The sequence below is a fragment of the Brachybacterium sp. AOP3-A1-3 genome (assembly GCF_052378285.1).
GTDB lineage: Bacteria > Actinomycetota > Actinomycetes > Actinomycetales > Dermabacteraceae > Brachybacterium.
This window is the reverse complement of sequence record NZ_JBQSXM010000002.1, coordinates 38,651-62,808: the sequence shown is the minus strand read 5'-3', so window position 1 is coordinate 62,808 and position 24,158 is coordinate 38,651. Positions and strand designations below refer to the sequence as shown.

Annotated in this window: 24 protein-coding genes; 5 read left to right on the top strand and 19 right to left on the bottom strand. The window is 68.5% G+C overall.

Annotated elements, in window-relative coordinates; translation table 11 throughout:
• Positions 1 to 83 precede the first annotated feature (83 nt).
• Both ACT3T5_RS03070 and ACT3T5_RS03065 read right to left on the bottom strand, forming a co-directional pair.
• Entirely contained in the window at positions 84 to 1,193 is a 1,110-nt protein-coding gene (locus ACT3T5_RS03070) for a hypothetical protein (RefSeq protein WP_444577734.1), read from the bottom strand.
• Positions 1,190 to 2,242 (bottom strand): hypothetical protein, encoded by a 1,053-nt coding sequence (locus ACT3T5_RS03065; protein WP_444593593.1) that lies wholly within the window; start codon positions 2,240 to 2,242, stop codon positions 1,190 to 1,192. Before ACT3T5_RS03065 ends, ACT3T5_RS03070 begins: the two co-directional genes overlap by 4 nt.
• Positions 2,243 to 2,445: 203 nt before the next feature.
• Here ACT3T5_RS03065 and nucS point away from each other — a divergent pair, with 203 nt between their 5' ends.
• Together nucS and ACT3T5_RS03055 are read left to right on the top strand one after the other, a co-directional pair.
• The gene (gene nucS, locus ACT3T5_RS03060; RefSeq protein ID WP_444593592.1) at positions 2,446 to 3,153 is read left to right on the top strand and encodes an endonuclease NucS; all 708 of its coding nucleotides are present in this window, start codon (positions 2,446 to 2,448) and stop codon (positions 3,151 to 3,153) included.
• A gap of 35 nt (positions 3,154 to 3,188) precedes the next feature.
• Positions 3,189 to 4,424, top strand: a complete 1,236-nt coding sequence (locus ACT3T5_RS03055) for an N-acetylglucosamine-6-phosphate deacetylase (protein WP_444593591.1) — start codon at positions 3,189 to 3,191, stop codon at positions 4,422 to 4,424.
• A 146-nt stretch (positions 4,425 to 4,570) separates the two neighbouring features.
• Here ACT3T5_RS03055 and ACT3T5_RS03050 read toward each other — a convergent pair whose 3' ends face one another.
• The 17 genes from ACT3T5_RS03050 to ACT3T5_RS02970 form a co-directional block, all read right to left on the bottom strand.
• The gene (locus ACT3T5_RS03050; protein WP_444577741.1) at positions 4,571 to 5,011 is read right to left on the bottom strand and encodes a DUF2550 domain-containing protein; all 441 of its coding nucleotides are present in this window, start codon (positions 5,009 to 5,011) and stop codon (positions 4,571 to 4,573) included.
• Between the two features lie 18 nt (positions 5,012 to 5,029).
• Positions 5,030 to 5,302, bottom strand: a complete 273-nt coding sequence (locus ACT3T5_RS03045) for a F0F1 ATP synthase subunit epsilon (protein WP_444577742.1) — start codon at positions 5,300 to 5,302, stop codon at positions 5,030 to 5,032.
• Positions 5,299 to 6,756, bottom strand: coding sequence for a F0F1 ATP synthase subunit beta (gene atpD, locus ACT3T5_RS03040; RefSeq protein ID WP_444577743.1), 1,458 nt, complete (start codon positions 6,754 to 6,756; stop codon positions 5,299 to 5,301). Before atpD ends, ACT3T5_RS03045 begins: the two co-directional genes overlap by 4 nt.
• Before the next feature lie 53 nt (positions 6,757 to 6,809).
• Positions 6,810 to 7,724 carry a F0F1 ATP synthase subunit gamma gene (locus ACT3T5_RS03035; protein WP_444577745.1) on the bottom strand — a complete coding sequence of 305 codons (915 nt, stop codon included), beginning with the start codon at positions 7,722 to 7,724 and terminating at the stop codon, positions 6,810 to 6,812.
• 73 nt (positions 7,725 to 7,797) lie between these two features.
• Positions 7,798 to 9,423, bottom strand: coding sequence for a F0F1 ATP synthase subunit alpha (gene atpA, locus ACT3T5_RS03030; protein ID WP_444577747.1), 1,626 nt, complete (start codon positions 9,421 to 9,423; stop codon positions 7,798 to 7,800).
• 81 nt (positions 9,424 to 9,504) lie between these two features.
• Positions 9,505 to 10,320 (bottom strand): F0F1 ATP synthase subunit delta, encoded by an 816-nt coding sequence (locus ACT3T5_RS03025; protein WP_444593590.1) that lies wholly within the window; start codon positions 10,318 to 10,320, stop codon positions 9,505 to 9,507.
• A 9-nt stretch (positions 10,321 to 10,329) separates the two neighbouring features.
• Positions 10,330 to 10,869, bottom strand: a complete 540-nt coding sequence (locus ACT3T5_RS03020; protein ID WP_444577750.1) for a F0F1 ATP synthase subunit B — start codon at positions 10,867 to 10,869, stop codon at positions 10,330 to 10,332.
• 10 nt (positions 10,870 to 10,879) lie between these two features.
• Entirely contained in the window at positions 10,880 to 11,119 is a 240-nt protein-coding gene (gene atpE, locus ACT3T5_RS03015; protein WP_319021471.1) for an ATP synthase F0 subunit C, read from the bottom strand.
• A 79-nt stretch (positions 11,120 to 11,198) separates the two neighbouring features.
• Positions 11,199 to 11,918, bottom strand: a complete 720-nt coding sequence (gene atpB, locus ACT3T5_RS03010; protein ID WP_444593784.1) for a F0F1 ATP synthase subunit A — start codon at positions 11,916 to 11,918, stop codon at positions 11,199 to 11,201.
• 289 nt (positions 11,919 to 12,207) lie between these two features.
• Positions 12,208 to 12,699, bottom strand: coding sequence for a hypothetical protein (locus ACT3T5_RS03005; RefSeq protein ID WP_444593589.1), 492 nt, complete (start codon positions 12,697 to 12,699; stop codon positions 12,208 to 12,210).
• Positions 12,683 to 13,807 (bottom strand): glycosyltransferase family 4 protein, encoded by a 1,125-nt coding sequence (locus ACT3T5_RS03000; RefSeq protein WP_444577754.1) that lies wholly within the window; start codon positions 13,805 to 13,807, stop codon positions 12,683 to 12,685. The genes ACT3T5_RS03005 and ACT3T5_RS03000 overlap by 17 nt, the downstream gene beginning before the upstream one ends.
• The gene (locus tag ACT3T5_RS02995; protein ID WP_444593588.1) at positions 13,804 to 14,856 is read right to left on the bottom strand and encodes an L-threonylcarbamoyladenylate synthase; all 1,053 of its coding nucleotides are present in this window, start codon (positions 14,854 to 14,856) and stop codon (positions 13,804 to 13,806) included. The genes ACT3T5_RS03000 and ACT3T5_RS02995 overlap by 4 nt, the downstream gene beginning before the upstream one ends.
• A complete protein-coding gene (gene prmC, locus ACT3T5_RS02990; RefSeq protein ID WP_444593587.1) occupies positions 14,853 to 15,953 on the bottom strand; it encodes a peptide chain release factor N(5)-glutamine methyltransferase in 1,101 nt (366 codons plus the stop codon). The genes ACT3T5_RS02995 and prmC overlap by 4 nt, the downstream gene beginning before the upstream one ends.
• Positions 15,950 to 17,143 carry a peptide chain release factor 1 gene (gene prfA / locus ACT3T5_RS02985; RefSeq protein ID WP_444577757.1) on the bottom strand — a complete coding sequence of 398 codons (1,194 nt, stop codon included), beginning with the start codon at positions 17,141 to 17,143 and terminating at the stop codon, positions 15,950 to 15,952. Before prfA ends, prmC begins: the two co-directional genes overlap by 4 nt.
• 73 nt (positions 17,144 to 17,216) lie before the next feature.
• Entirely contained in the window at positions 17,217 to 17,426 is a 210-nt protein-coding gene (rpmE, locus tag ACT3T5_RS02980) for a 50S ribosomal protein L31 (RefSeq protein ID WP_444577759.1), read from the bottom strand.
• A gap of 166 nt (positions 17,427 to 17,592) precedes the next feature.
• Positions 17,593 to 18,591, bottom strand: a complete 999-nt coding sequence (locus ACT3T5_RS02975; RefSeq protein WP_444577761.1) for a LacI family DNA-binding transcriptional regulator — start codon at positions 18,589 to 18,591, stop codon at positions 17,593 to 17,595.
• 13 nt (positions 18,592 to 18,604) lie between these two features.
• A complete protein-coding gene (locus ACT3T5_RS02970; RefSeq protein ID WP_444577763.1) occupies positions 18,605 to 20,620 on the bottom strand; it encodes an aldo/keto reductase in 2,016 nt (671 codons plus the stop codon).
• Between the two features lie 298 nt (positions 20,621 to 20,918).
• On the opposite strand from ACT3T5_RS02970, the gene ACT3T5_RS02965 reads away from it, so the two are divergent.
• Genes ACT3T5_RS02965 through ACT3T5_RS02955 form a run of 3 tightly spaced genes read left to right on the top strand, consistent with a single transcriptional unit; the run spans position 20,919 to position 24,036 of the window.
• On the top strand, positions 20,919 to 22,169 hold the full coding sequence (locus tag ACT3T5_RS02965; RefSeq protein WP_444593586.1) for an ABC transporter substrate-binding protein: 1,251 nt from the start codon (positions 20,919 to 20,921) through the stop codon (positions 22,167 to 22,169).
• Positions 22,166 to 23,146: a carbohydrate ABC transporter permease gene (locus ACT3T5_RS02960; RefSeq protein WP_444593585.1), complete on the top strand. Its 981-nt coding sequence runs from the start codon at positions 22,166 to 22,168 to the stop codon at positions 23,144 to 23,146. Before ACT3T5_RS02965 ends, ACT3T5_RS02960 begins: the two co-directional genes overlap by 4 nt.
• The gene (locus tag ACT3T5_RS02955; RefSeq protein ID WP_444593584.1) at positions 23,143 to 24,036 is read left to right on the top strand and encodes a carbohydrate ABC transporter permease; all 894 of its coding nucleotides are present in this window, start codon (positions 23,143 to 23,145) and stop codon (positions 24,034 to 24,036) included. Before ACT3T5_RS02960 ends, ACT3T5_RS02955 begins: the two co-directional genes overlap by 4 nt.
• The last annotated feature ends 122 nt before the right edge of the window (positions 24,037 to 24,158 follow it).

Genomic DNA, 24,158 nt, shown 5'->3' with positions numbered 1-24,158 from the left:
GCACTCAGAGACCGGCGCGTGCGCGACGCCCTGAGAGAACATCGCCGGGAGGAGATCTCCCGGGTGCCTCGTCCCCGTGGGGATCACTTCCCCGTGGCGCCCAGCGTGGTCAGGGTGGCACCGATGGGCTGCACCTGGGCGGATGCGCCCTTCTTCGCGCCCTTCGCCCCCTTCGCGGGGATGTACAGGGCGACGTGCGCGCCGTAGGTCCGGACGTACTCCTTGGTGAACTCCTTCGTGCCGATCACCTTGGTGTACGCGTTGTCCTTCGCATACCGCATGGTCGCGCCGTCCTGGATGGTCACCGTCCGGGTCGACGTCAGGGTGCCCATGACGATGGCTCCGCCGTCGTCCGTGCGCAGGCCGACGAACTCCTTGTCGGTGACCTTGTAGATCTCCTTCACGGTCGCGGCCTCGTCCTTCTCGACGCCGGCGTTGAGCTCCGTGCGCTCCGTCTTGATCTGCTCGTGCCGCTCCACCTTGAAGGGGTCGTCGGCGAGCAGGTCGTCGGGGTCGTCGCCGTCCCCGTTGGAGAGCACCTTCGCATACAGCGCCAGAGCCTTCGCGGGAGTCATGAGCAGGTCCTCGGAGTCCACCTCGACCTTCTCGGCACCCACCAGCTCGTTGGGCACCTGGGGCATCTCGATGCCCACCGCCTGCTGCGCCCAGCCCCAGGTGGTGTACGGCGACTGGGCGTCGGCCTGCTGCATCGCCATGAAGTAGGGGACGCCGTCCTTCGCCGAATCCTCGACCAGGGCGATCGCGACACGCGGGAACTCCGCGGTGACGGTGGTCATCGGCACCAGCAGCGACGCGCCGGGGACGCTGAGGAAGGCTGCCCACTCGTCGGCCTTCTTGATCATCGCGTAGGCCGACTTGCGGAACGACACGGCGGATCCGGTGACGCGGGGCGCGAGCTTCTTGACGTCGGCCTTCTTGTCGGCGGCGACCACCGCAGCGTTGATCTCGCTGACATAGGTCTCGAACTGCTCGACCGTGTTCACGGGGGTCGGCTCCGCGGCGGAGGGCCCCTTCGGCGGCGCAGGCGGCACATCGGGCTCCGAGGCGCAGGCGGAGAGCACTCCGGCGGCGAGGAGGGATCCCGCTCCGACCAGGAGTCCACGGCGGGGAACGGGGCGGCTGGTCATCTGCGGGTCCTTCCACACAGGCGTGCTGCGGTTCTGGCGGGTCATCGACGATCCTCGCTGTCCAGGTCATCCGGGGTGTCCAGGTCATCCGGGGTGTCCAGGTCATCCGGGGTGTCCAGGTCATCCGGGGTGTCCAGGTCATCCGGGGTGTCGGTGTCCTCGCCGAGGTCCCAGACGTCGTGCTCCGGGTCCGTCGGGTCCTGGAGGGCGGCGTCCGGGGCAGCGACGTCGTCGCCGTCCCCCTCGACCGGGGAGAGGATCTCGGTGTCGTCCTGCGAGGACCGGACCGGCCCGTCGGACGCCTCGCTCTCGAGATCGTGCTCGTTCCCCACGGCGTCCCCTTCGACAGGGTCGCTCCCCACAGCATCGTTCCCCTCGGCGTCGGCGTCGGAGCCGGGGTCGACGGCGGCGCGGTCCGTCTCCGCAGCGGCGTCGGAGGCTTCCAGCTCGGCGTCCTCGTCGTCCTCACGGCGTCGGCCGCCGATCGAGACGACGAGCAGGACCAGACCGATCACGGCGATCGCGGCGCCACCGGCGTAGGCGAAGGGAACCCACTCGTTCTCATCCTCGACGGGCCAGGTGATCGAGATCGAGTCCGCACCGGCCTCGGTGCCATCGGTGACGACGAGGATCGCGCGATACGCCTGCTGGTTGTCCCCGTGCTCGCCGGCGGCGAAGTCGGCGATGTCCAGCGTGTACGGCGAGGGCTTCGTCTCGACCGTGCGCCACAGGTCCGATCCGGTGGGATCGGTCAGCTCGGCGGCGCCCTCAGGGTTGACCGCCTCCGTGCTCAACGTGGTCCAGTCGCTGGCCCCGGTGATCCGCGTGTAGGCGGTGTCTGCCAGGTACGCCTCGATGTCGCTGTTGTCCGCCGTGATGAGAGAGACGTCCGACGCGCCCTCGATCGTCACCTCGCCCTTCTGGCCTCCGACGTACAGGACGCCCGGATCGATGACCACGGCGGGGCCGGGATCGCTGAGCTCCACCGTCGCGGTGGTCTTCGTCGGCGGGGCCCAGGTGGTCTCACCGAGGCGTCCCAGCACCAATCCGATCACTCCGATCAGGATCAGGAGGACGGCGAGGAGGCGTTGCACGATAAGTGCTCCTTCAGAACGGCCCCGACGGGCCAAGGTGGCAGATCAGTCCACGATAGGGGGATGGCGTGCGCGGCAACAGTCCCCCGTGACCATGTGCACCCGGGTAAAGGCCCCCTCATGGGCTTCCCATGGGCGCCTCAGCTGGCGCGCGGAACGGCAGGGACGTCCGGCATCCGGGCGCGGTGCCGTACCCTGGCGGGGTGCGTCTCGTCGTTGCCCGTTGCTCCGTCGACTACACCGGTCGACTCACCGCCCACCTCCCGCTGGCCCCACGCCTTCTCATCGTGAAGGCCGACGGCAGCGTGCTGATCCATTCCGATGGAGGCAGCTACAAACCCCTGAACTGGATGAGTCCGCCCTGCACCCTGGCGATGACGCGTCGCGAGGAGGCGGAGGCCGTCGACGACCCCGAGGGCGAGTGGATCGAGCAGTGGGACGTCACCCATGCCAAGACCGGTGACCGGTTGCGGGTGCGTCTGCACGAGGTCTTCGAGGACTCCACCCATGAGCTCGGTGTCGACCCCGGCCTGCAGAAGGACGGCGTCGAGGCACACCTCCAGGCACTGCTGGCGGAGAACATCGAGACCCTCGGCGACGGCTGGTCGCTCGTGCGCCGGGAGTACGGCACCGCCATCGGCCCGGTCGACATCCTCGCCCGCGACCAGGACGGCGGATCGGTGGCCATCGAGATCAAGCGCCGCGGCGAGATCGACGGCGTCGAACAGCTCACCCGCTATCTCGAGCTGCTCAACCGCGACCCCCTCCTGGCCCCTGTGCGCGGCATCTTCGCCGCCCAGGCCATCAAGCCCCAGGCTCGCGTGCTCGCCGGAGACCGCGGGATCGACTGCGTGACACTGGACTACGACGCTCTGCGCGGGATCGACGACGTCGACTCCCGACTGTTCTGACCTCCCCCGCTCGCCCCACCGCACCAGGAGCCCCCTTGCGCACCGCTGCCCGCCCGGACCACTCCCCTGCGGCGGTCTCCGCCGACTTCGCCCTGCGCGGCACGGCCCTGCTGGAGCGCGGACTGGTGCCCGACGCCCTCGTGCTCGTCTCCGGGCAGGACATCATCTGGTCCGGCCCCTCGGCGCATGCTCCCGAGCACACCGCCGAGGACACCGTCCAGCACGAGGGGCTGATCCTCCCCGGACTGGTCGACCTGCACTGCCATGGCGGCGGCGGCGTCTCCTTCCCCGACTCCACCTCCTCGCAGGAGATGCTCACCGCAGTGCTCGAGCACCGTCGCCATGGGACCACCTCTCTGGTCGCCTCCCTGGTCACGGCGGACGGCGCCACCTTGCGCGACCGGGTCGGAGATCTCGCGCAGCTCGCGGCCGACGGGGAGATCGCGGCGATCCACCTCGAGGGCCCGTTCCTCTCCGTCGCCCGCTGCGGGGCACAGAATCCCGAGCACATCACCGCCGGCGACGCCGATCTGGTGCGGGAGCTCGCCCAGCTCGCCGGCGGAGCACTCGCGACCATGACGGTCGCCCCGGAAGCGGAGGGCGCCGACGCCGTGATCGAAGCTCTCGCCGAGGTCGGAGCGATCCCCTCCCTCGGGCACACGGACGGCTCCAGCGCCCAGATGACTCACGCCGTCGCGCTGGCCGGCGACCAGCTGCGCCGGGAGCACGGGCGTTCGGCCCGCCCCACCGCCACCCATCTGTTCAACGGCATGCGGCCGATCCATCACCGTGATCCCGGTCCCGCGCTCGCGGCCCTGGATGCTGCGGCCCGCGCGGATCTCGTGGTGGAGATCATCGCCGACGGCGTGCACCTCGATGCGCGCACCGTCGCCCATGTCTTCGCGCTCGCCGCCGAGGACTGCGTGGTGCTGGTGACCGACGCGATGGCCGCTGCCGGGATGCCGGATGGCCAGTACAGCCTCGGCTCGCTCGACGTCACGGTCACGGCCGGGGTCGCCACGCTCACCGGCGGCACCTCGATCGCCGGCGGGACAGCGCATCTGCTCGAGGTGGTGCGGTTCGCCGTGCTCGAGGCGGGTGTCGACCTGGTCCGCGCGGTCCGTGCAGCCTCCGTCGTCCCCGCCACGGTGCTGGGTCAGCAGGATCGGCTCGGGTCGCTCGAGCCGGGTCGCCGCGCCGACATCGTGCTCGCCGACACCGATCTGCAGCCCGTCGCCGTGCTGCGGGGCGGCCAGCGGGTCGACGCCTAACAGGCCCGTGCCCAGCAGATCGGGGCACAGCAGATCGGGGAACAGCAGTTCCACGCCTGGCAGTCCGACGCCCGGCAGACCGACATCCGGCAGACCGACATCCGGCAGGCCGACGGTCAGCGAGTCGGCCAGCACCGTGGCTGCGGTCAGTCCGCGTCTCCCATGACGAGACCGGTCGGTGCGGCCTCGATCCAGGAGTTCAGCGCCGCCCCGGAGGCGAGGTCCATGATCGCGACGATCGTGCGCCCGCCACGCAGCGTGAACTCCACCAGGTAGCTGTCCTCTTCCCCCTCGATACGGGAGGGAAGCCGACGCCGGGTCACGTCGAGCAGCTCGAGACGCCGGATGACCACCTCGGGACGGACCCACAGCGAGAAGGCCCGGTGCCACCGCAGACGATCAGTCCCGAACCGCATCAACCCGTGCTGCCAGGTCGACCTGGTCACCAGGCCGCGCCGCTGCAGGGAGCACTCGAAAGCGCCGCGCTGACGGCTCAGAACGATCTGGCGGCCCACCAGGAACACCGCCAACACGACGAAGAGCATCCCGACCCCCAGGAGGAGGATCGGGATGCTCAGATCGATCATGGACTGCTCAGGCGCCGCTCAGTGATCCGACTCGAGGAGCTCGGCATCGTCGACGCCGATCGTGACCTTGTCGGAGTCCACGGACACGAAGCCACCATGGACGGCCCGCTCGGCGACCGAGCCGTCCTGGTCGATGATGCGCACCTGCCCGTCGCCGAGAACGGCGAGAGTGGGCTGCATCTGCGGCAGGATGCCCATGGAGCCGTCGGCCGCGGGCACGACCACCTGGGCGGCCTGACCGGACCACACGGTGCGACCGCTCGTGACGAAGGTGACCTCGAGTGCACTCACGCCCCGAGCTCCTTCTGGATGCGGTGGTGGTTCTCCATGACCTTGTCGATGCCGCCGACGTTGAAGAACGCCTGCTCGGTGATGTGGTCGAACTCGCCGTCGCAGATGCCCTTGAAGCCCTCGATCGTGTCGCGGAGCGAGACGTCCGAGCCGTCCACACCGGTGAACTGCTTGGCGAGGTGGGTGTTCTGCGAGAGGAACTGCTGGATGCGGCGCGCGCGCGACACCGTCACCTTGTCCTCCTCGGAGAGCTCGTCCACGCCCAGCATCGCGATGATGTCCTGCAGCTCCTTGTTGCGCTGCAGCACCATCTTCACGCGCACCGCGGTGTCGTAGTGGTCCTGGCCCACGTACTGCGGATCGAGGATCCGCGAGGTCGAGGTCAGGGGGTCGATCGCCGGGTACAGACCGCGCGAGGCGATCTCACGGGAGAGCTCCGTGGTGGCGTCGAGGTGGGCGAAGGTGGTCGCCGGTGCCGGGTCGGTGTAGTCATCGGCCGGCACGTAGATCGCCTGCATCGAGGTGATCGAGTGGCCGCGGGTCGAGGTGATGCGCTCCTGGAGCACACCCATCTCGTCCGCGAGGTTGGGCTGGTAGCCCACGGCCGACGGCATACGACCCAGCAGGGTCGAGACCTCGGAGCCCGCCTGGGTGAAGCGGAAGATGTTGTCGATGAACAGCAGCACGTCCTGGGCCTGCACATCGCGGAAGTACTCCGCCATGGTCAGCGCCGAGAGCGCGACGCGCAGACGCGTGCCCGGCGGCTCATCCATCTGGCCGAAGACCAAGGCGGTCTTCTCGATGACGCCCGACTCCGTCATCTCCTCGATGAGGTCCCAGCCCTCACGGGTGCGCTCACCGACGCCGGCGAACACGGAGACGCCGTCGTGGTTGTTCGCCACGCGGTAGATCATCTCCTGGATGAGGACCGTCTTGCCGACGCCCGCGCCGCCGAACAGGCCGATCTTGCCGCCCTGCACGTACGGGGTCAGGAGGTCGATCGACTTGATGCCGGTCTCGAACATCTGGGTCTTGGACTCCAGCTGGTCGAAGCTCGGGGCCGTGCGGTGGATGGGCCAGCGCTCGGACACCTGAAGGGTCTCGCCGTCAGGGAGGTTCAGCGCGTTGCCGACCACGTCGAACACGGTGCCGAGGGTCGCGTCGCCGACGGGCACCGAGATCGGGGCGCCGGTGTCGGTGACGTCCTGGCCGCGGACGAGTCCGTCGGTGGGCTTGAGCGCGATGGCGCGGATCATGCCGTCGCCGAGGTGCTGCGCGGTCTCGAGGGTGAGGACCGTCGAGTCGAGGCCTGCGCCGCTCACCTCGACACGCGCGGTGAGCGCGTTGTACATGGCGGGGATGTTCCCGGGCGGGAACTCGATGTCGACGACGGCGCCGGTGACACGCGCGATACGACCGGTCGCGGTGGCGGGGGCGGGAGCTGTGGTGGTCATGTGGCTTCTCTCCAAGGGGTCGGGCCGGCGCTCAGGAGCGCTGGGCAGAGGTCTCAGCGTTCGGTGCGCCCGGATCCGGAGAGGGCGTCGGCGCCGCCGACGATCTCCGTGATCTCCTGCGTGATCTCCGCCTGGCGAGCGGTGTTCGCCAGTCGGGTGAACTTGTCGATCTGGGTCTGTGCGTTGTCCGTCGCGGTCTGCATCGCTCGCTGCCGGGAGGCGTGCTCCGAGGCGATGGACTGCATCAGGGTGTTCACGATGCGCGACTCGACGTATCGCGGGATGAGCTCGCCCATGACGGATTCGGCGTCGGGGGTGAACTCGTAGAGCGGGAACGTCGGCTTCTCGCCGCCGTCCTCGGCCTCCACGATGCCCATCGGCACCAGCCGGGAGACGCGTGCGAACTGCTGGAACCGGCTCTTGAACCGGGTTCCGACCAGGTACAGCTCATCGACGTGGACCGCGGGGTCCTCGCTCAGCAGCACCTCGGTGAGGGTCTCGGCGATCTCGTGGCCGAGGGACGCGAGCTCCTCCTCCTTGTACGGAGTCCACGTCTTGACCGACGGACGGTTGCGGAACCGGTAGTACGAGTCGCCCTTGCGGCCGACGATGTACATGTCCACGGTCTTGCCCTCGTCGCGCAGTGAGTTGCCGAGCTCCTCCGCCTCACGGATCGCGTTGGGCGAGTACGAACCCGCCATGCCGCGATCGGAGGTGATCAGCAGGATCGCGACGCGGTTGGTCTGCGTGCGGTCCTGCTCCAGGAAGGGATGCGCGAAGTCGGTGGAGTGCGTCGCGACCGCTCCAATGGCCTGCGAGATGGCATCGGCGTACGGCGTCGTGGCGAGCACGCGGGCATGCGCCTTGGCGATGCGCGTGGCGGCGATCATCTCCTGGGCCTTGAAGATCTTCTTCATGCCCTGAGCGGATTTGATCCGCTTCTTGTACTCCCTCTGCTGTGCTCCCATGTCTCTCCTCGTGCGTGGCGTGAAACCGGCGTCCGCCGTGCCCGCCCTCCCGGGCGGGCACGGATGAATCGGATCAGCCGCGGACGATGTTCTCCTGCTCGATGTCCTCGTCGTCGAGGCGCTCGCTGACGTCGTTCACGCCTGCGCTCTTGCCCTTGCCCGCGAGGAAGTCCTTCTTGACCTCGTCGAGGATGCTGGACAGCTCCTCCTCGGTCGCGGACTCGAACTTGCTCGTGCTGCGGATCGCGTCGAGCACGCCTCCGTTGTGACGCAGGTGCTCCAGCAGGTGCGCCTCGAAATCGCGGACGTCCTCGAGATCGATGTCGTCGAACTTGCCCTTGGTGCCGGCCCAGATCGAGACGACCTCCTCCTCCATGGGGAAGGGCGAGCTCTGGTTCTGCTTGAGGAGCTCCATCAGGCGGGCACCACGGTTCAGCTGCTGCTTGGACGCGGCGTCGAGGTCCGAGGCGAACATCGCGAAGGCCTCGAGGTCGCGGTACTGCGCGAGCGAGATCTTCAGCGTGCCCGAGACGGCCTTCATGGCCTTGGTCTGGGCGGAGCCGCCGACGCGGGAGACCGAGATGCCGACGTCGACCGCCGGGCGCTGGTTCGCGTTGAACAGGTCCGACTGCAGGAAGCACTGGCCGTCGGTGATCGAGATGACGTTGGTCGGGATGTAGGCCGACACGTCGTTGGCCTTGGTCTCGATGATCGGCAGGCCGGTCATCGAGCCGCCGCCCAGCTCGTCGGACAGCTTCGCGCAACGCTCGAGCAGACGCGAGTGCAGGTAGAAGACGTCGCCCGGGTAGGCCTCGCGGCCCGGCGGACGCCGCAGCAGCAGGGACACGGCGCGGTACGCCTCAGCCTGCTTGGAGAGATCGTCGAAGACGATGAGGACGTGCTTGCCCTCGTACATCCAGTGCTGACCGATCGCGGAGCCCGCGTAGGGAGCGATGTACTTGAAGCCGGCCGGGTCGGAGGCCGGAGCCGCGACGATGGTCGTGTACTCCAGGGCACCGGCCTGCTCGAGGGTCGAGCGCACCGACGCGATGGTCGAACCCTTCTGGCCGACGGCGACGTAGATGCAGCGAACCTGCTTCTGCGGGTCACCGCTCTCCCAGTTCGCCTTCTGGTTCAGGATCGTGTCCAGCGCGATCGCGGTCTTGCCGGTCTGGCGGTCGCCGATGATCAGCTGACGCTGACCGCGGCCGATCGGGGTCATGGCGTCGATGGCCTTGATCCCGGTCGCCAGGGGCTCCTTGACGCTCTTGCGCTGCATGACGCCGGGAGCCTGGAGCTCGAGGGCGCGGCGGCCGACGGTGTCGATCGTGCCGAGGCCGTCGATCGGGGCACCGGTGGGGTCGACCACGCGACCGAGGTACCCGTCGCCGACGGGCACGGAGAGGACCTCGCCGGTGCGACGGACCTCCTGGCCCTCCGCGATGCCGGAGAACTCGCCGAGGATGACGACGCCGATCTCGCTGAGCTCGAGGTTCAGCGCGAGGCCGAGCTCCCCGTTCTCGAAGCGGACGAGCTCGTTGGCCATGACGTTGGGCAGGCCCTCGACGCGGGCGATGCCGTCGGCCGACTCGGTGACCCGGCCGATCTCCTCGCGGTCGGTGGAACCTGCCTGGTAGGTGGACACGGCGGTGTCCAGTGCGTGCCGGATGTCCTCCGGGCGGATCGTGAGCTCAGCCATCGCGGTGCTTCGCTTCCTCTCGTGGTCCCGTCGCTGCGGGGGTGATGTGTGGTGCTGGGGCAGGTGCCGCGGCCGGAGCCGTCAGGACACCAGGTGTTCGCGGGCCTGGGCGAGGCGCGCGAGGACGGTTGCGTCGTAGAGGTCGTCTCCGACATGGATCCGCAGACCGCCCACGACGTCCGCTGAGACTTCGAGGTTCATCTGCACCTCACGGCCGTAGATGCCGGCCAGGACCGCAGCGAGACGGGACTGCTGGGCCTCGTCGAGCGGACGAGAGGTCTCGACCACGGCAAGGAGGCGGCGACGACGGTCCGAGGCGAACTCCGCGATCTCGCGCACCCGGCGCGAGGGCTTCTGCTCGGTGCGTCGGGACACGGCGCGGACCGCGAGGGCCCCCGTGAGCCGGTGGGCACGTCCCTCCAGCAGCGTGCGGATGACCCGCCCGCGGGCCGCAGGATCCTTCCGTGCGTCATCGAAGCTCGAGGACAGCTCAGCGCTGTCGTCGATCAGACGCGAGACCTGGAACAGCTCCTCCTCGACCTGACCGAGGACGACCTCGCGCTCGGACTGCTCCAGCAGGGCGGTCACCCCCAGCCGCTCCAGGGCGTCGAGGATGTCCTCCTGCTCGGACCAGCGCCGACGCACGACCTCGAGGGTGAGGCCGAGGGCGGCATCGCTGACCTTGCCGGTCAGCAGCGCACGGACGGCCGACTCCTTCATCTCGGCGTCGCGACCGGAGTCGCTGAGCAGACGCACGAGCTGATTGCTGGAATCGATCGCATCGGCGATCGCGAACAGTTCGTCCGCGGTGCTGTCCAGGGAGAGGCCGTCCGTCGCGAAGACGGACTGGGCCTGCTGGACGACCTCGGCGAACGAGGTGGAGGAAGTTCCTCGCATCACTGATCCTTATCGGGTGGCGGACTGGCTCGACTCGAGGTCGTCCAGGAACCGGTCGATCACGCGGCGGGAGCGCTCATCATCGGTGAGGGACTCCCCGACGATCTTCGAGGCCAGGTCGCTCGCGAGCGATCCGACTTCGCTGTGGAGCTGCGTGGAGGCCGTCTGGCGCTCCGCGGACAGCTGCTGACGGCCGGCGACGAGAACGCGCTCGGATTCGGCTTCGGCGCGAGCCTTGGCCTCCTCGACGATGCGTGCGCCGTCCTGGCGTGCCTTCTCGCGGATGCCTGCGGCTTCCTGACGAGCGGCGGCGAGCTCCTGCTCCTGGGTGGCCTTGAGATCATCGGCCTGCTGCTGGACCTCTTCGGCCTTCTTCAGCCCGCCTTCGATCTTCTCCGCACGCTCATCGAGCACGGCGGTGAGCCGCGGCAGGACGAACTTCATGAAGACGACGACGAAGATGACGACGAAGATCAACGTCCAGATGATCTCCGGGACATCGGGCAGCAGGAGCTTGTAGCCCGGAACTTCTGCTTCAGCGGTGAGCATCAGGGGAGCCTCAGGCCGTTCCGCCGAAGATGAGGCCGGTGACGATGGCCAGCAGCGTCAGGATCTCCGTGAAGGCGATACCGATGAACATGGTGGTCTGCAGCTGGCCGCGCAGCTCGGGCTGGCGCGCGGTGGCCTCAGCGGTCTTGCCGACAATGATGCCGATGCCGATACCGGGGCCGATAGCGGCGAGGCCGTAGCCGATCGACGCGACGTTGCCGTTGATTTCGGAGAGGATCATCGGGTCCACGGGGATTCCTTTCGTTGTGCTGCCCGGGCGGGCAGCAGACAGGGGTCTTGCGGGGAGGTGCGGGAACGGAGGCGAGCGCTCAGTGCTCGTCCGAGGAGGCCATCTGGATGTACACCGCGGCCAGCATCGTGAAGATGAAGGCCTGCAGCGCGGCAACGAAGATCTCGAAGCCGTAGATGCCGATGGCGAGGGCTCCGGCGAACGGGGAGGCCACGATGAGCCAGGTGCCCGAGAGCAGCAGCCCCTGGGTCAGCCCGATGAAGACGACCAGCATGATGTGGCCGGCGACCATGTTCGCGAGCAGTCGGATCGTGAGCGAGGCCCAGCGGATCAGGATGACCTGGAGGAACTCGATCGGGATCAGCAGGATGTAGATCGGCTTCGGCACACCGGGAGGCATGGTCTCGTGCTTGAGGTAGCCGCCCAGCCCGTGCTTCTTGATGCCGGCGACCACGTAGGTCACGAAGGTCCACAGCGCCAGCAGCAGCGGGAAGCCGATCACGGAGGTGCCCGCGAGGTTCAGACCCGGGACCACCCCGGCGAGGTTCATCGCGAGGATGAGGAAAAAGAGGGTGATCAGGAAGGGGGCGAAACGCCGGCCTTCCCGGATCCCCAGGGTGTTCTGGATGATCGTGCCGTGCACGAACTCGATCAGGATCTCGACGATGCTCTGCGCGCGGCCGGGGACCAGCTTGGCCCGGGAGGCGATCACGCACATCACGATGAGCACGACCGCGATGACGATCAGGCGCACGAGCTGCACCCGGTTGAACTCGAACGGGGTCCCGGCGAAGAGGATCGGCGGCGGGAAGAATTCCGCCAGGCTCGGGATATGGAAGAGCGAATCGCCCTCTGCGTACAGCGTGGGGCTGAGGTCTGCGGTGTTCAGCTCGATCTCCCGTGGTCGTCTGGCCGGACGCAGTCGCGTCGGCCGTGGCCGTCATGTTGATCGAGTCCATCCCGGGGCGGCCACCATGCGTACGACGATGGACGACGCTAGGCGTTCCGGGTGGTCGATCAGTGGTCGAACTCGCTGCGGTATTGCACCGTGATCAGCGGTCGAGCACCTTGGAAATCATAACAGAGAGTCAGGATCCGGACTGGTCCTCGGAGGGGTCTGCGACCTGCTCCACATCGAGGGGCTGACGGGACCGTGCCAGCAGGGTGACCTCGACCGCTACAGCCGAGACCGCGCCCACCAGCAGGGCGAGTCCGATCCACCGGGTGGAGACGCCGGCCATGTCGCGCACGATGATCAGGACGAGGATCACAACAAGCATCTTCACCGCCCAGCTGCCGAGCACGGTCGCGGCCATCGACACCGGCGTCATCCGCGGGCCGGCGAAGGTGATCGCGAGGGTCGGCAGGACGACCACGAGCGTGAGGCCCGTGCCGATGAGCGCACCGACGAGCGCCGGCGAGTCGGAGCTCATGGCTGCGATCACGATGACCACGACGTCCAGCCCCATGCCGACGACGAGCGCCAGGATCAGGACCCGCTGCATCGCGCGATCTCCCACGGCGCGACGACGCGGCGTCGACCCCGTAGGGGTGGCGGGGCTGTCAGGACGAGGGGACATCGGATTCCTTCCGGCGGCGCCCGGGGCGCCATCTGAGCGGGTCGAAGGTCAGCAGGAGCGCGAGGAGGAGCCCGCACACCCAGAAGATCACGACAGCCTGGGTGGACAGCACGATGGGCAGCAGCAGACCGACCGACACGACGACCGTCCACGTGTACATGATCAGCACGGCGTTGCGCTTGGAGTGCCCCAGGCGCAGCAGCCGGTGGTGCAGGTGAGCCTTGTCGGCATGGAACGGGGACTTGCCCGAGCCGATCCGCCGCACGACGGCGAGCGCGAAGTCGAGGAACGGGATGACCATCACGCCGATCGGCAGCAGGATCGGCAGGAACTGGCCGAAGAAGTCCGCCCCCGACAGTCGTGCGGGATCCACCTGACCGGTCACCGCGATCGTGCTCGCGGCAAGAAGGAGACCCAACAGCATCGATCCGGAATCCCCCATGAAGATCCGGGCACGGGTCATGTTGTGGGGCAGGAACCCCAGACAGGCACCGATCATCACCGCCGTGAGCAGGGCGGCGAGCGAGGAATAGTCGGTCGTCGAGGCGTTGCGGGTGAGCGTGTACGCGTACACGAAGAAGGCCGAGCCCCCGATGGCCATCACTCCGGCGGCGAGGCCGTCGAGGCCGTCCACGAAGTTCACGGCGTTCATGCAGACCACGACCACGAGCACGGTGAGGATCAGGGCCGAGCGCTCGGACAGGATGGTCACGCCGCCGATCGGCAGGGTCACCAGGCTGACGCCCTGCCAGGCGAGGAGCATCGCCGCGAGGATCTGGCCCGCCAGCTTCGTCATCCAGTCCAGGTCCCACTTGTCATCCGCTGCGCCGAGCAGGCAGACGAGGCCGGCGGCCGCGAGGATCGCCCAGGGCTGCCGGTTGTCCTCGAACAGCCCCTCGAGGAAGGGCACCTTGCTGGCGATCACCATCGCGGCGGCCACACCGATGAGCATCGCGAGTCCGCCCAGCCGGGGGGTCACGGCATCATGCACGTCACGCTCCCGCACCGCGGTCATCGCCCCGGCTCGACGGGCCAGCAGCCGCACGGCCGGGGTGACCAGGTACGTCACTGCCGCAGAGATCAGCAGGACGAAGAGATAGATCCTCACCCCGCAGCGTGTCCGTCGCGGGGAACACCCTCGGTATTCGCCGGGTCCGCCGCGGCGGTCGTCGCTACGTCGGCGCCGTCATCCGCGGGGACGACGGGGGCAGCGGGCTCGGCGAGCTCGGCGGGGGACGTCGAGGACTGTCCCAGGTCGGGCTCGGACGGGAGGTCGAGCGCGGAGGCATCGGCCGCGGCAGCAGAACCGCCCGGCACGGACCCGTCGGCGGCAGAAACGTCAGTGGCCGAACCGTCAGTGGCAGAGCCGTCGGTGGCAGAACCATCTGCTGCAGAGCCGTCGACGGCAGCACCGTCGACCGCAGAGCCATCGTCCGCTGCCTCCTGCGAGCCCGTCCCGTCTGCGTCGATTGCGTCGACTGCGCCGTCCGGGTCGTCCTCGGAGGCCTCCGGCGCGGGAGCGGCGAAGATGTCGCCGACGACCGCGATGATCTGGTCCTTGGTGAGGCTGCCTTCTCGGACGATCTCCGCAGGCTCCACGGTGGCATCGAGAATGGTCGAGCCGGTCCCGATCCTGGCAGTTCCTCCGTCGAGGTACTCCTCGACGCTGTCCCCGAGCTGCGTGGCGGCATCGAGCACCGTGAGCGCGGCGGGCTTGCCGCTGCGGTTCGCGCTGGAGACGGCGAGCGGACCGGTGCGGCGCAGGAGCGCCAGCGCGATCTCGTCGTCCGGCATGCGCAGGGCGACGGTTCCGCGGGTCTCCCCCAGGTCCCAGGTCAGCGACGGCTGGGCGGTGAGGATGATGGTCAGCGGGCCGGGCCAGAACTCCTCGGCCAGCTGCTCGACGTAGTCGGGCACGTCGGTGGCCAGCGCCAGCAGGACGGCGTGGTCTCCCACGAGGACCGGCGGTGGCACGTCGCGTCCGCGCCCCTTGGCGTCGAGCAGGGCGTTGACGGCATCCGGGGTGAAGGCGTCAGCCCCGATGCCGTAGACGGTGTCCGTCGGCAGGACGATCAGCTTGCCGTCACGGACGGCGTCGGTCGCGGCCGTCAGTGCGGCGTCGCGGGATTCTGGGTTCTGGGTGTCATGCACGCTCACGAGGTCAGTCTCTCACTTCCGGGGTCGGGGTCCGCGTCGGCACGGCGAGCGACCAGGAAGCGGTCGCGGCCGGTGAGATCACGGGCGGTGCGCAGGGTGTCGAATCCGCCGTGCTGAGCAGCGGCGCGCCGCGCAGCGTCGCCCTGGACGTCGGCGTGCTCCATGACCAGCACTCCCCCGGGTCGCAGCAGACGGGCGGCCCAGGAGATCACGGCGCGCGGGACCTCCAGCCCGTCCGGTCCCCCGCCGAAGAGAGCACGGTGCGGGTCGTGGTCGAGCACCTCGGCATCCCGGGGCACCGCCTCGGGCGGGATGTAGGGCGGGTTGGAGACGACGGCGTCCACACGTCCTTCCGCGCACAGCGTGGTCAGGACCGCTGCGGAGGCGCTCGACGGGTCGTGCAGGGCCGCCGTCAGATCGGCGGGCAGCACGCGGCCGCGGCCTGGCCCGGCCATCTCGAGATTCTCTCGAGCGAGGTCGATCGCCGCCGGGTCGACCTCGACCGCGGTGACGCGGGAGTCGGGCATCTCGTCGAGGATCGCGGCGGCCAGCGCCCCGCTTCCGGTGCACAGGTCCACCACGCTGCCCAGAGCGCCGGCGGACTCCTCGCGCAGCAGATCCACGGCGAGCTCGGTCTCCGGCCGCGGGATGAAGACCCCCGGTCGCACCGCGAGCATCAGCCGACGGAATGGGGCACGGCCCAGGATCAGCTGGAGCGGCTCGCGCTGCTCGCGGCGGGCGGTGAGCGCCTCGAGATCTGCGGCGAAGGACTCCGGCAGCTCGTCGAGCATCACGAGCGGCCCCTCGGTGCGGGCCGCCGCGGCGATCAGCGCGCGTGCGTCGACGCTGGACGACGGCACCCCGGCGACTCCGAGGCGCGCTGTGGTCTCCGCGAGGGCGGAGCGCAGGCGATCCCTCGCGGCAGCGCCGGACAGCGCAGCAGCCGGAACCGACGGGGCCGACGGGGCCGACGGAACAGACCCAACAGATGCCCTCGACGCAGCGGACCCAGAGGACGCCGTCGGGTCGCTCGTCGCCGTATCGGTGGTCGTTGGAACAGTGGGCGCCGGATCAGTGCTCGCTGAATCGGTGCTCATCGAGCCTCCTCGGCAGCGATGCGCTGGGCGTCCTCGAGGCGGGCGGCGCGCTCGGCGTCCCGGGAGGAGGCGATGAGATCCTCGAGGTCGCCGGAGAGCACAGCGGCGAGGTTCCCCGCCTTGTACCCGGTGCGATGATCGGCGACCCGTGACTCGGGGAAGTTGTAGGTGCGGATGCGCTCGCTGCGATCGACAGTGCGCACCTGGGAGCGGCGGGCCGCGGAGGACTGCGCCTCCTGCTCGGCGCGGCGCGCGTCCAGCAGCCGGGTGCGAAGGATGCGCATCGCCTGCTCACGGTTCTGCAGCTGGCTCTTCTGGTCCTGGCAGGAGACCACGAGGCCGGTGGGGACGTGGGTGATGCGCACCGCCGAATCGGTCGTGTTCACGCTCTGCCCGCCAGGGCCGCTCGAGCGGTACACGTCGATCCGGAGGTTCGCGGGTGCCATCGCCTCGGCGAGCACCTCGCCCTCGTCGGCCTCGTCCGCCTCGGGCAGGACGAGAACGCCCACCGCTGAGGTGTGGATGCGGCCCGCGGATTCGGTGACCGGCACGCGCTGCACGCGGTGCACGCCGGCTTCGTGCTTGAGGTGGGCGTAGACGCCGTCGGCCGGGGTGGTGCCGGCGCGCGCGGTGATCGCCGCGGTGACGTCCTTGAATCCCCCGAGGTCGGACTCCGCGGAGGTGAGGACCTCGACGCGCCAGCCGTTGCGCTCCGCGTAGGAGCGATACATGCGCAGCATCTCGGCCGCGAACAGGGCGGACTCCTCACCGCCTGCCCCGGCCTTGATCTCGAGGAGGACGTCCCGAGCATCGTCGGGATCCCGGGGTGCGAGGAGATCCTCGAGGTGCTCGCGCTCGATCTCGAGGCGGGCGGAGAGCTGCTCGGCCTCGGCCGACAGCTCGTCGTCGGCCTCCCCCAGCTCGATCAGCTCACGAGCGGTCTCGAGATCCGCGGTCGTGGACTCGATCCGTGCGGCGGCCTCCAGCACCGAGTCGATCTCGGCGTAACGACGACCGACCCGTCGGGCGCGCGCGGGGTTGTCATGGAGATCGGGATCTGCCATCGACTCCTGCAGGCGGGCATGCTCGCTGCGCAACGGGTCCAGACGGGCATCACTGTCTCCCCCGGCATCACGGATCCCACGGGCATCGTGGGCCCCGCGACCGTCAGCGGTGTCGTCGTCCTTCATCAACCATCACGCCCTCACATGCGACGACGCCGGTGCACGCCCTGGGGCGCGCACCGGCGTCGGAGACTCGGTGTCAGGCCTTCTTGCCGTAGCGGGCCTGGAAGCGGGCCACGCGGCCGCCGGTGTCCAGGATCTTCTGCTTGCCGGTGTAGAAGGGGTGGCATGCGGAGCAGACCTCGGTGCTGATCGCACCGTCGGTCTTGGTGCTGCGCGTGGTGAACGAGTTACCGCAGGTGCAGGTCACCTGGGTCTCGACGTACTTGGGGTGGATATCAGCCTTCATGTCTCTCCTTCTCGGGGTCGCTGGGTCGGCGCCCGGGCGGGCGCCGTGAACCAGAACCGACGTCACAGTCTGCCACGGCACGCACCCCCGGAGCGAGGAATCCGGATGCGGCGTGCGCAACATCGCGAATCCAGGTGGTGGACGGCCACGGGACGGACTGGACACCTCAGGTCGAGGCGCGGACCTCCAGGTGATAGGGCACCGTTCGATGTGCATCTGGCCCCTTCAGCGGAACGGTCCCCTCGAGCATCCCTGCCACCAGCTCGACGGTCTCCCGCGCCACCGCCTCGATGTCGATGCTCAACGAGGTGAGCTCGGGAGTCACCAGCGATCCGATCTCAAGTCCGTCGATACCTACGAGGCGGACCTGGCCGGGAATCTCGATCTCCATCGAGCGCAGTGCACGCAGCAGGCGCACCGCGAGCTCGTCGTTGAAGGCGATGAGGGCGTCGGCACCGGTGGCGAGTGCCACCTCGAGGGCCTCACGGTGGCCGGTGCGGGCGTCGACCTCATGAATCAGCACCTCGCCGTCATCCGTCAGCTCGCGGAGTGCAGCAGCGAGGGTGAGAGCCCGGCCGCCTATCGGGCCGCCGGTCAGGTCCAGCACCAGCGGGCGCCGCACGCCCACATCCCGGAGGTGCCCCACGAGCTCGGGCATCGCCTCCGTGAACAGCTGCTCGACCACGCCTCCGGCGTCGAGATGCTTCCGGCCGCCGTCCAGCTGCACCACGGGCATGCCCGTGCCGCCGCGGATGTCGCCGGTCCCCACGCCGTAGCCGACGATCGCGTCGACCCGGCGCGCCAGGTCAGCGGCGACGCTCTCCGGATCAATAGCGTTCTCCGCCTCGACCAAGACCACGTTCCACCCGTACGGAGCGCAGGCACGCACCACTGCCGTACCCAGCTCCCCGTAATACGCGTTGGTCAGGTCCATCACCACCAGGCCGAGGGTGATGGGACCCTGCTCGACCAGGCCCCGCCCGAAGCGGGAGGGGCGATAGCTGAGCTCGCGTGCGGCGTCGAGCACTCGTTCACGAGTGGCGACGCTGATGCCGGGCATGTCGTTCATCGCCCGCGAGACCGTCTGCCGGGAGACCCCGGCGCGCTGAGCGACGTCGATGATCGTCGCACGGTGCGTGCCGGGGCTGTTCGCCTGCTGCGTCATGCGCGGAAGTCTGTCACGCCCGCTGCTCGGCCCGCAGGTCGAGCCACGCGAGGTCGCTCTCGGCGAGTTCGACTCCGAGTCCGAGGGTCGACGAGCGCATCTCGGCGATGCTGCGCGGGCCGAACAGCGGGAACGTCGGGAACTTCTGGTGCAGCACGAAGGCGAGGGCGATCGCCGTCGCGGGCACCCCGCGCTCAGCGCCCAGGGTCTCGGCCCGGGCCAGCCGCTCGAAGTTCTCGTCGCTGTAGTAGCAGCGCACGAGCTCCGCATCGGAACGGTCCTCGGGGTGCGCCCGCCCGGTGAAGAACCCTCGCGCCTGGGACGACCACGGCAGCAGCGCGATGCCACGATCCTCGAGCCATGCCTTGGAGTCGGCGTCGGTGGCGTGGACGCAGCCCGCCCACGGCACATCCAGCGCCTCCGCCAGACCGAAGTGGTTGGAGAGGATCGTGAACCCGGCGCGGCCGTTCTCCCGGGCGTACGCGTTGGCCTCGTCCACCCGGGCAGGGGTCCAGTTGGAGCCGCCGTAGGCACGGATGCGACCGGCCCGCAGGTGCTCGTCCATGACGTCGACGAACTCCCCGACCGGGATCTCCGGGTTGTCGCGATGCATCATGTAGAGGTCCGCGTAGTCGGTGCCCTGACGCTCGAGGGACTCCTGGAGCTGACGGGTGATCGACTCCGGATCGCAGTGCGGGGTGTGGGCGCCCTTGGTGATCACGACGACGTCCTCACGCACACCGCGGTTCTGCACCCACTTCCCGAAAAGCCCCTCGACGTACCCGCCGCCGTAGATGTAGGCGGTGTCGAAGGTGGTGCCGCCGATCTCGTAGAAGGCGTCGAACATCGCCGAGGCGTGGGCCAGGTTCATCTGGTTGTCGCAGCCCATCACCAGGCGCGAGACCTTCTTCTCGATGCCCGGGAGCTCCCCGTAGACCATCGACGGGCCGGACTGCACGCTGCCGGCGACGAGCGGGCGCCCGGTGAGGGTGGGGATGTCCGCGTCATCCGCCTCGAAGGGGAAGCGCAGCCCCAACTCCTCGCGCCACGCGTCCAGCGCCCGGGCCTGGCCGAGCGAGTTCTCGGCGGTGACCTCGGGGACCGCAGCGCCCTCACGGGCAGCGCGGGCGAGAGCATCGGCCTCGCGCGCGTACGCGGCGGACTGCGGGATCTCGAGCCGCTGCGGCTCCTTGCCGACGACGTCGAGCTCGATGACCTGCTGCTCACCGAGGGCCCACGGGTCCGACAGCCGGATCGCACCGCGAGAGCCGATGATCGTCGCGGTCTGCGGATCGGCAAGGCGCACCCCGGTGCGCAGGCTGGCCGTGATCCCGCCGGGCAGAGTCACCTCGGCGCTCGCCCACTCGTCGACCCCGGTCTCCCCGATCGTGCCGCTGCCCCGCAGAGCCGTCGGATCAGCGAAGGCAGCGCCCTGCGCGGCACCGGCGACGAACCGTGCGAAGGACAGCGGGTAGCAGCCGACGTCGAGGATGCCGCCGCCGGCGACGGCCGGGTCGAAAAGGCGCCCGGTGCGTCCGCCGGTGTCGAACGCGAACGAGGCGTCGACGTGGGTGACGTCGCCGATCGCTCCGTCGGCGACGAGCTCGAGGACCTTCACGGTCTGCGGGTGGAAGCGGTACATGTACGCCTCCAGGAGCACCTTCCCACTGCGCACGGCGAGGTCGGTCAGCGCCATGGTGGTACCGGAGTTCGGAGTCATGGGCTTCTCGCACAGCACGTGCTTGCCGGCCTCGAGGGCGGCTGCGGCCAGGCGAGCGTGACCGGTGTGGACGGTGGAGACGTAGACGCCGTCGACCTCGTCGGAGGCGAGGATCTCCTCGTAGGTGCCCAGCAGAGCGGGCTCGGCGAGGGGGAACTCCTGGGCGAAAGCGCTCGCGCGCTCGGGCGAGCTGCTCCCGACGGCAACCAGGACGCCGTCCTGCGAGGAGGGGAGCTGGGTGGCGAAGCGGCGGGCGATGCTGCCCGGGCCGAGGATCGCCCAGCGGAACGGGGTGGAGGAGGTGCTCATGGAGACGTCGTCGTCCTTCGAGTTCGAGGCCAGTAAGAGTCGTGAACGTTCACGACCATGTCACCCTATCCCGCTCCCCCGCGGCTCCACAAGCGCACTACTTAGCGCGGGTCCATGATGACGACGACCGGCCGAACCGTTGACGCACCATTATCCCAATGGCATGATCTGCGTCACCCGTGAACGTTCACGGAACTGCGACTGCCACTCAAGGAGGAGGGTGCGTATGAGCGCTGCGCTCACACGACGTCCATTTCGAAGTTCCCCACCGCGGAATCATCCTTCGCGACGATCCCTGATGCTCGGCGCCGGGCTGCTCCCCCTGGCCCTGGCCAGCTGCGGCTCGGACCCGACGATCTCCGAGGACCCCGACGAACTCGTGCTGTGGTTCTGGGACCGATCAGCCAGTCGAGATCTGCTGGAGCAGGCGAGCCAGGAGATCCCCGGCACCGACCGCCATCTCCGAGCCGATGTGATCGGCACCAGTTTCGACACCAAGCTCCGCACAAGTCTGGCCGGCGACGCTTACATCCCCGACATCACCTACATCAACTCCAACAACGCCCTCTATTTCACCAACGAGGACCTGTTCCTGGATCTGTCCGAGCTCGGCGCGGACTCCGTCAAGGACGACTACTACGAGTGGAAGTGGAACCTCGGAACGACCCCCACCGGCCGCTTTTGCTTCTTCCCCCTGGACATCGGCCCGACGGGCTACTTCTACCGCCAGGACATCTTTGAGGAGGCGGGCCTGCCGAGCACGCCCGCGAATGTTTCGGCGGCGATCACCACCTGGGAGGATTGGATCGCGCTCGGCGCCGAGCTCAAGGGGGCGGCCGACGCCTTCCTCGTCAACGACGCGCTGAACGTCTTCGAGGAATTCTTGAACGCGAGCCCGGAACGCTTCTTCGACACCGATGACAAGGCCCTCTATCTGCGGCCAGATAGCGCCGTCCGTCAGGCGTGGGACACCTCGGTCGCCGCCATCGAGGCCGGTGTGACGGCCAAGATCCCGCGGGAACGCGACACTGACCGGAATGCTGCCTGGGCCAGCGGCCGCACCGCCGGGAACATCGGGGCGGCCTGGTGGGCCCAGGTCCTCCAGCAGTCCGCTCCCGACACCGCCGGCGCCTGGCGCCTCGCGTCGCAGCCGGTGCGTCCTGGCAACAGCGGCGGCTCCTTCGCCGCGCTTCCCCACACCTGCAAGGACCCGGAGGCCGCACTCGCCTTCATCACCTGGATCAACTCTCCCGAGAACCAGGCCGCCGCCTACCAGGACGAGTCGCTGTTCCCTTCCACACCCGCTTCCTTCGAGGATCTGACCTACTCCGGAGACTTCTACGGGGACCAGGACCCGCTCGCGTTCTTCTCCACCGCTGCGGAATCGGTCCCCTCCTCGTTCATCAGCAACGCGGAGACCTTCATCATGGGCAAGTTCGTCCTCGAGCTCTCGAACGTGGAGACCTCCGGCAAGGACTCCGAGGCCGCCTGGAACGATGCGATCGGCCAGGCGGAGCGCGTCCTCCTCAAGCGAGGAGTCTTCTCGTGAGCACCGCAACCCCGACGCGGCCGCGCGACGCCCTCACCTCCGCGGATCCCACCGCCAAGCGAAAGCGGAAGATCCGGGAGGTGCTGCCGCTCTACCTGGCGATCTCCCCCTTCTACCTGCTGTTCGCCGTCTTCGGTCTATTCCCGATCTTGTTCTCCATCGTCCTGTCCTTCATGGACTGGGATGGAATGGGCGAGATGTCCTTCGTGGGCCTGGCGCAGTACAAGTTCCTACTCACCGACGGCCGCTTCTGGAACTCCGTTGGCAACACCTTCATCATCTGGTTCCTCTCGACCATCCCGATGCTGCTCTTCGCGATGGTCATCGCGTTCCTGCTGCACCAGAACATCCGGTTCACGAAGTTCTACCGAGTGGCCTTCTTCCTGCCCAACGTCACCTCGATGGTGGCGATGGCGATCGTCTTCGGATCGGTCTTCTCCGACACCTTCGGCCTGGTGAACTCCGCACTCACCGCAGTGGGCCTGGACGCCGTGCCGTGGCTGTCGAGCCCCTGGGGTATCAAGATCACGATCGCGGTCATGGTGATCTGGCGATTCACCGGCTACAACGCGATCATCTATCTCGCGGGCCTGCAGTCCATCTCCACAGACCTGTACGACGCCGCGAAGGTCGACGGAGCCAACCTATGGCAGGTCTTCTTCCGGGTGACGGTGCCGATGATGCGCCCCATCATCCTGTTCACGGTGATCACCTCGACCATCGGCGGCCTGAGCCTGTTCACCGAGCCCCAGGTGCTGCTCGGAGATTCCGGCGGCGCCGGCGAGGCGGGCATGACGATCGTGCTCTACCAGTACAACCAGGCGTTCACTCAGTTCGACTTCGGCTATGGCTCGGCGATCGCCTGGGCGCTGTTCCTGATCGCCGCCATCTTCGCGATCATCAATTGGCGCCTGGTCTCCGGACGTGGTGACGACACGGTGCGACGCGCCGTACGGACCAAGGAGGCCCGAGGATGACCGCACTGAAACCGGCCGCACCGAAGAGCACCGCAGATGCACGCCGCCCGAACGCGCACTACGTGGCGCGGGGCCGGCTCGCCGCCGCCGTCACCCACCTGTGCGTGATCATCGGCGTGCTGCTGTCGATCTTCCCGTTCTACTGGCTGATCGTGATGTCGACCTCGACCACCGGGGAGATCTTCGGCTACCCGCCGAAGCTCACCGTCGGCAGCAGCTTCGCGGAGAACGTGCGCAGCGTCGTCTCCAGCGTCGACCTGCTGCAGGCACTGGTGAACACGATCATCGTCTCCACGGCCAGCGCCGCCCTGGTGATGTTCTTCGACTCCCTGGCAGCCTTCGCCTTCGCGAAGTTCGACTTCCCGGGCAAGAAACCGTTGTTCATCCTGCTGATCGCCACCATGCTGGTGCCCGGAAGCCTCTCCCTGGTCCCGAGCTTCATCCTGATGTCGGAACTGGGCTGGGTAGGGACGCTGCAGGCGCTGATAGTCCCGGGCGCCGCGAACGCCTTCGGCATCTTCCTGCTGCGGCAGATGGCGGCGGGATCCATCCCCGACGAGCTCGTGGAATCGGCACGGATCGACGGCGCCGGATTCTTCACCACCTACTGGAGGGTGGGTGTGCCTCTTCTCCGCGGAGGACTCGCATTCCTCGGCATCTTCACCTTCATCACCGCATGGAACGACTACGTGTGGCCGTTGATCGTGCTCGTGGATCCGGAGCGCCAGACCCTGCAGACGGCCCTGCAGAACCTCAACTCCCTGTACCTCACCGATTACGGGATGGTGATGGCCGGCGCCCTCATCAGTGTGGTCCCGCTGATCGGCGTGTTCATCATCGGCTCGCGGCACTTCATCGCCAACATCGCCGCCGGCGCAATCAAGGGCTGAGCCGCCGACGACCGACCGATGCACCAGGCTCGGCCCGACCTGGCCCGACACGCTTGCCCATTCCACGAGAACGTGCCACCCATGACACGTTCTCGTGGATTCGGTCGGCGTGTTGCTTACGC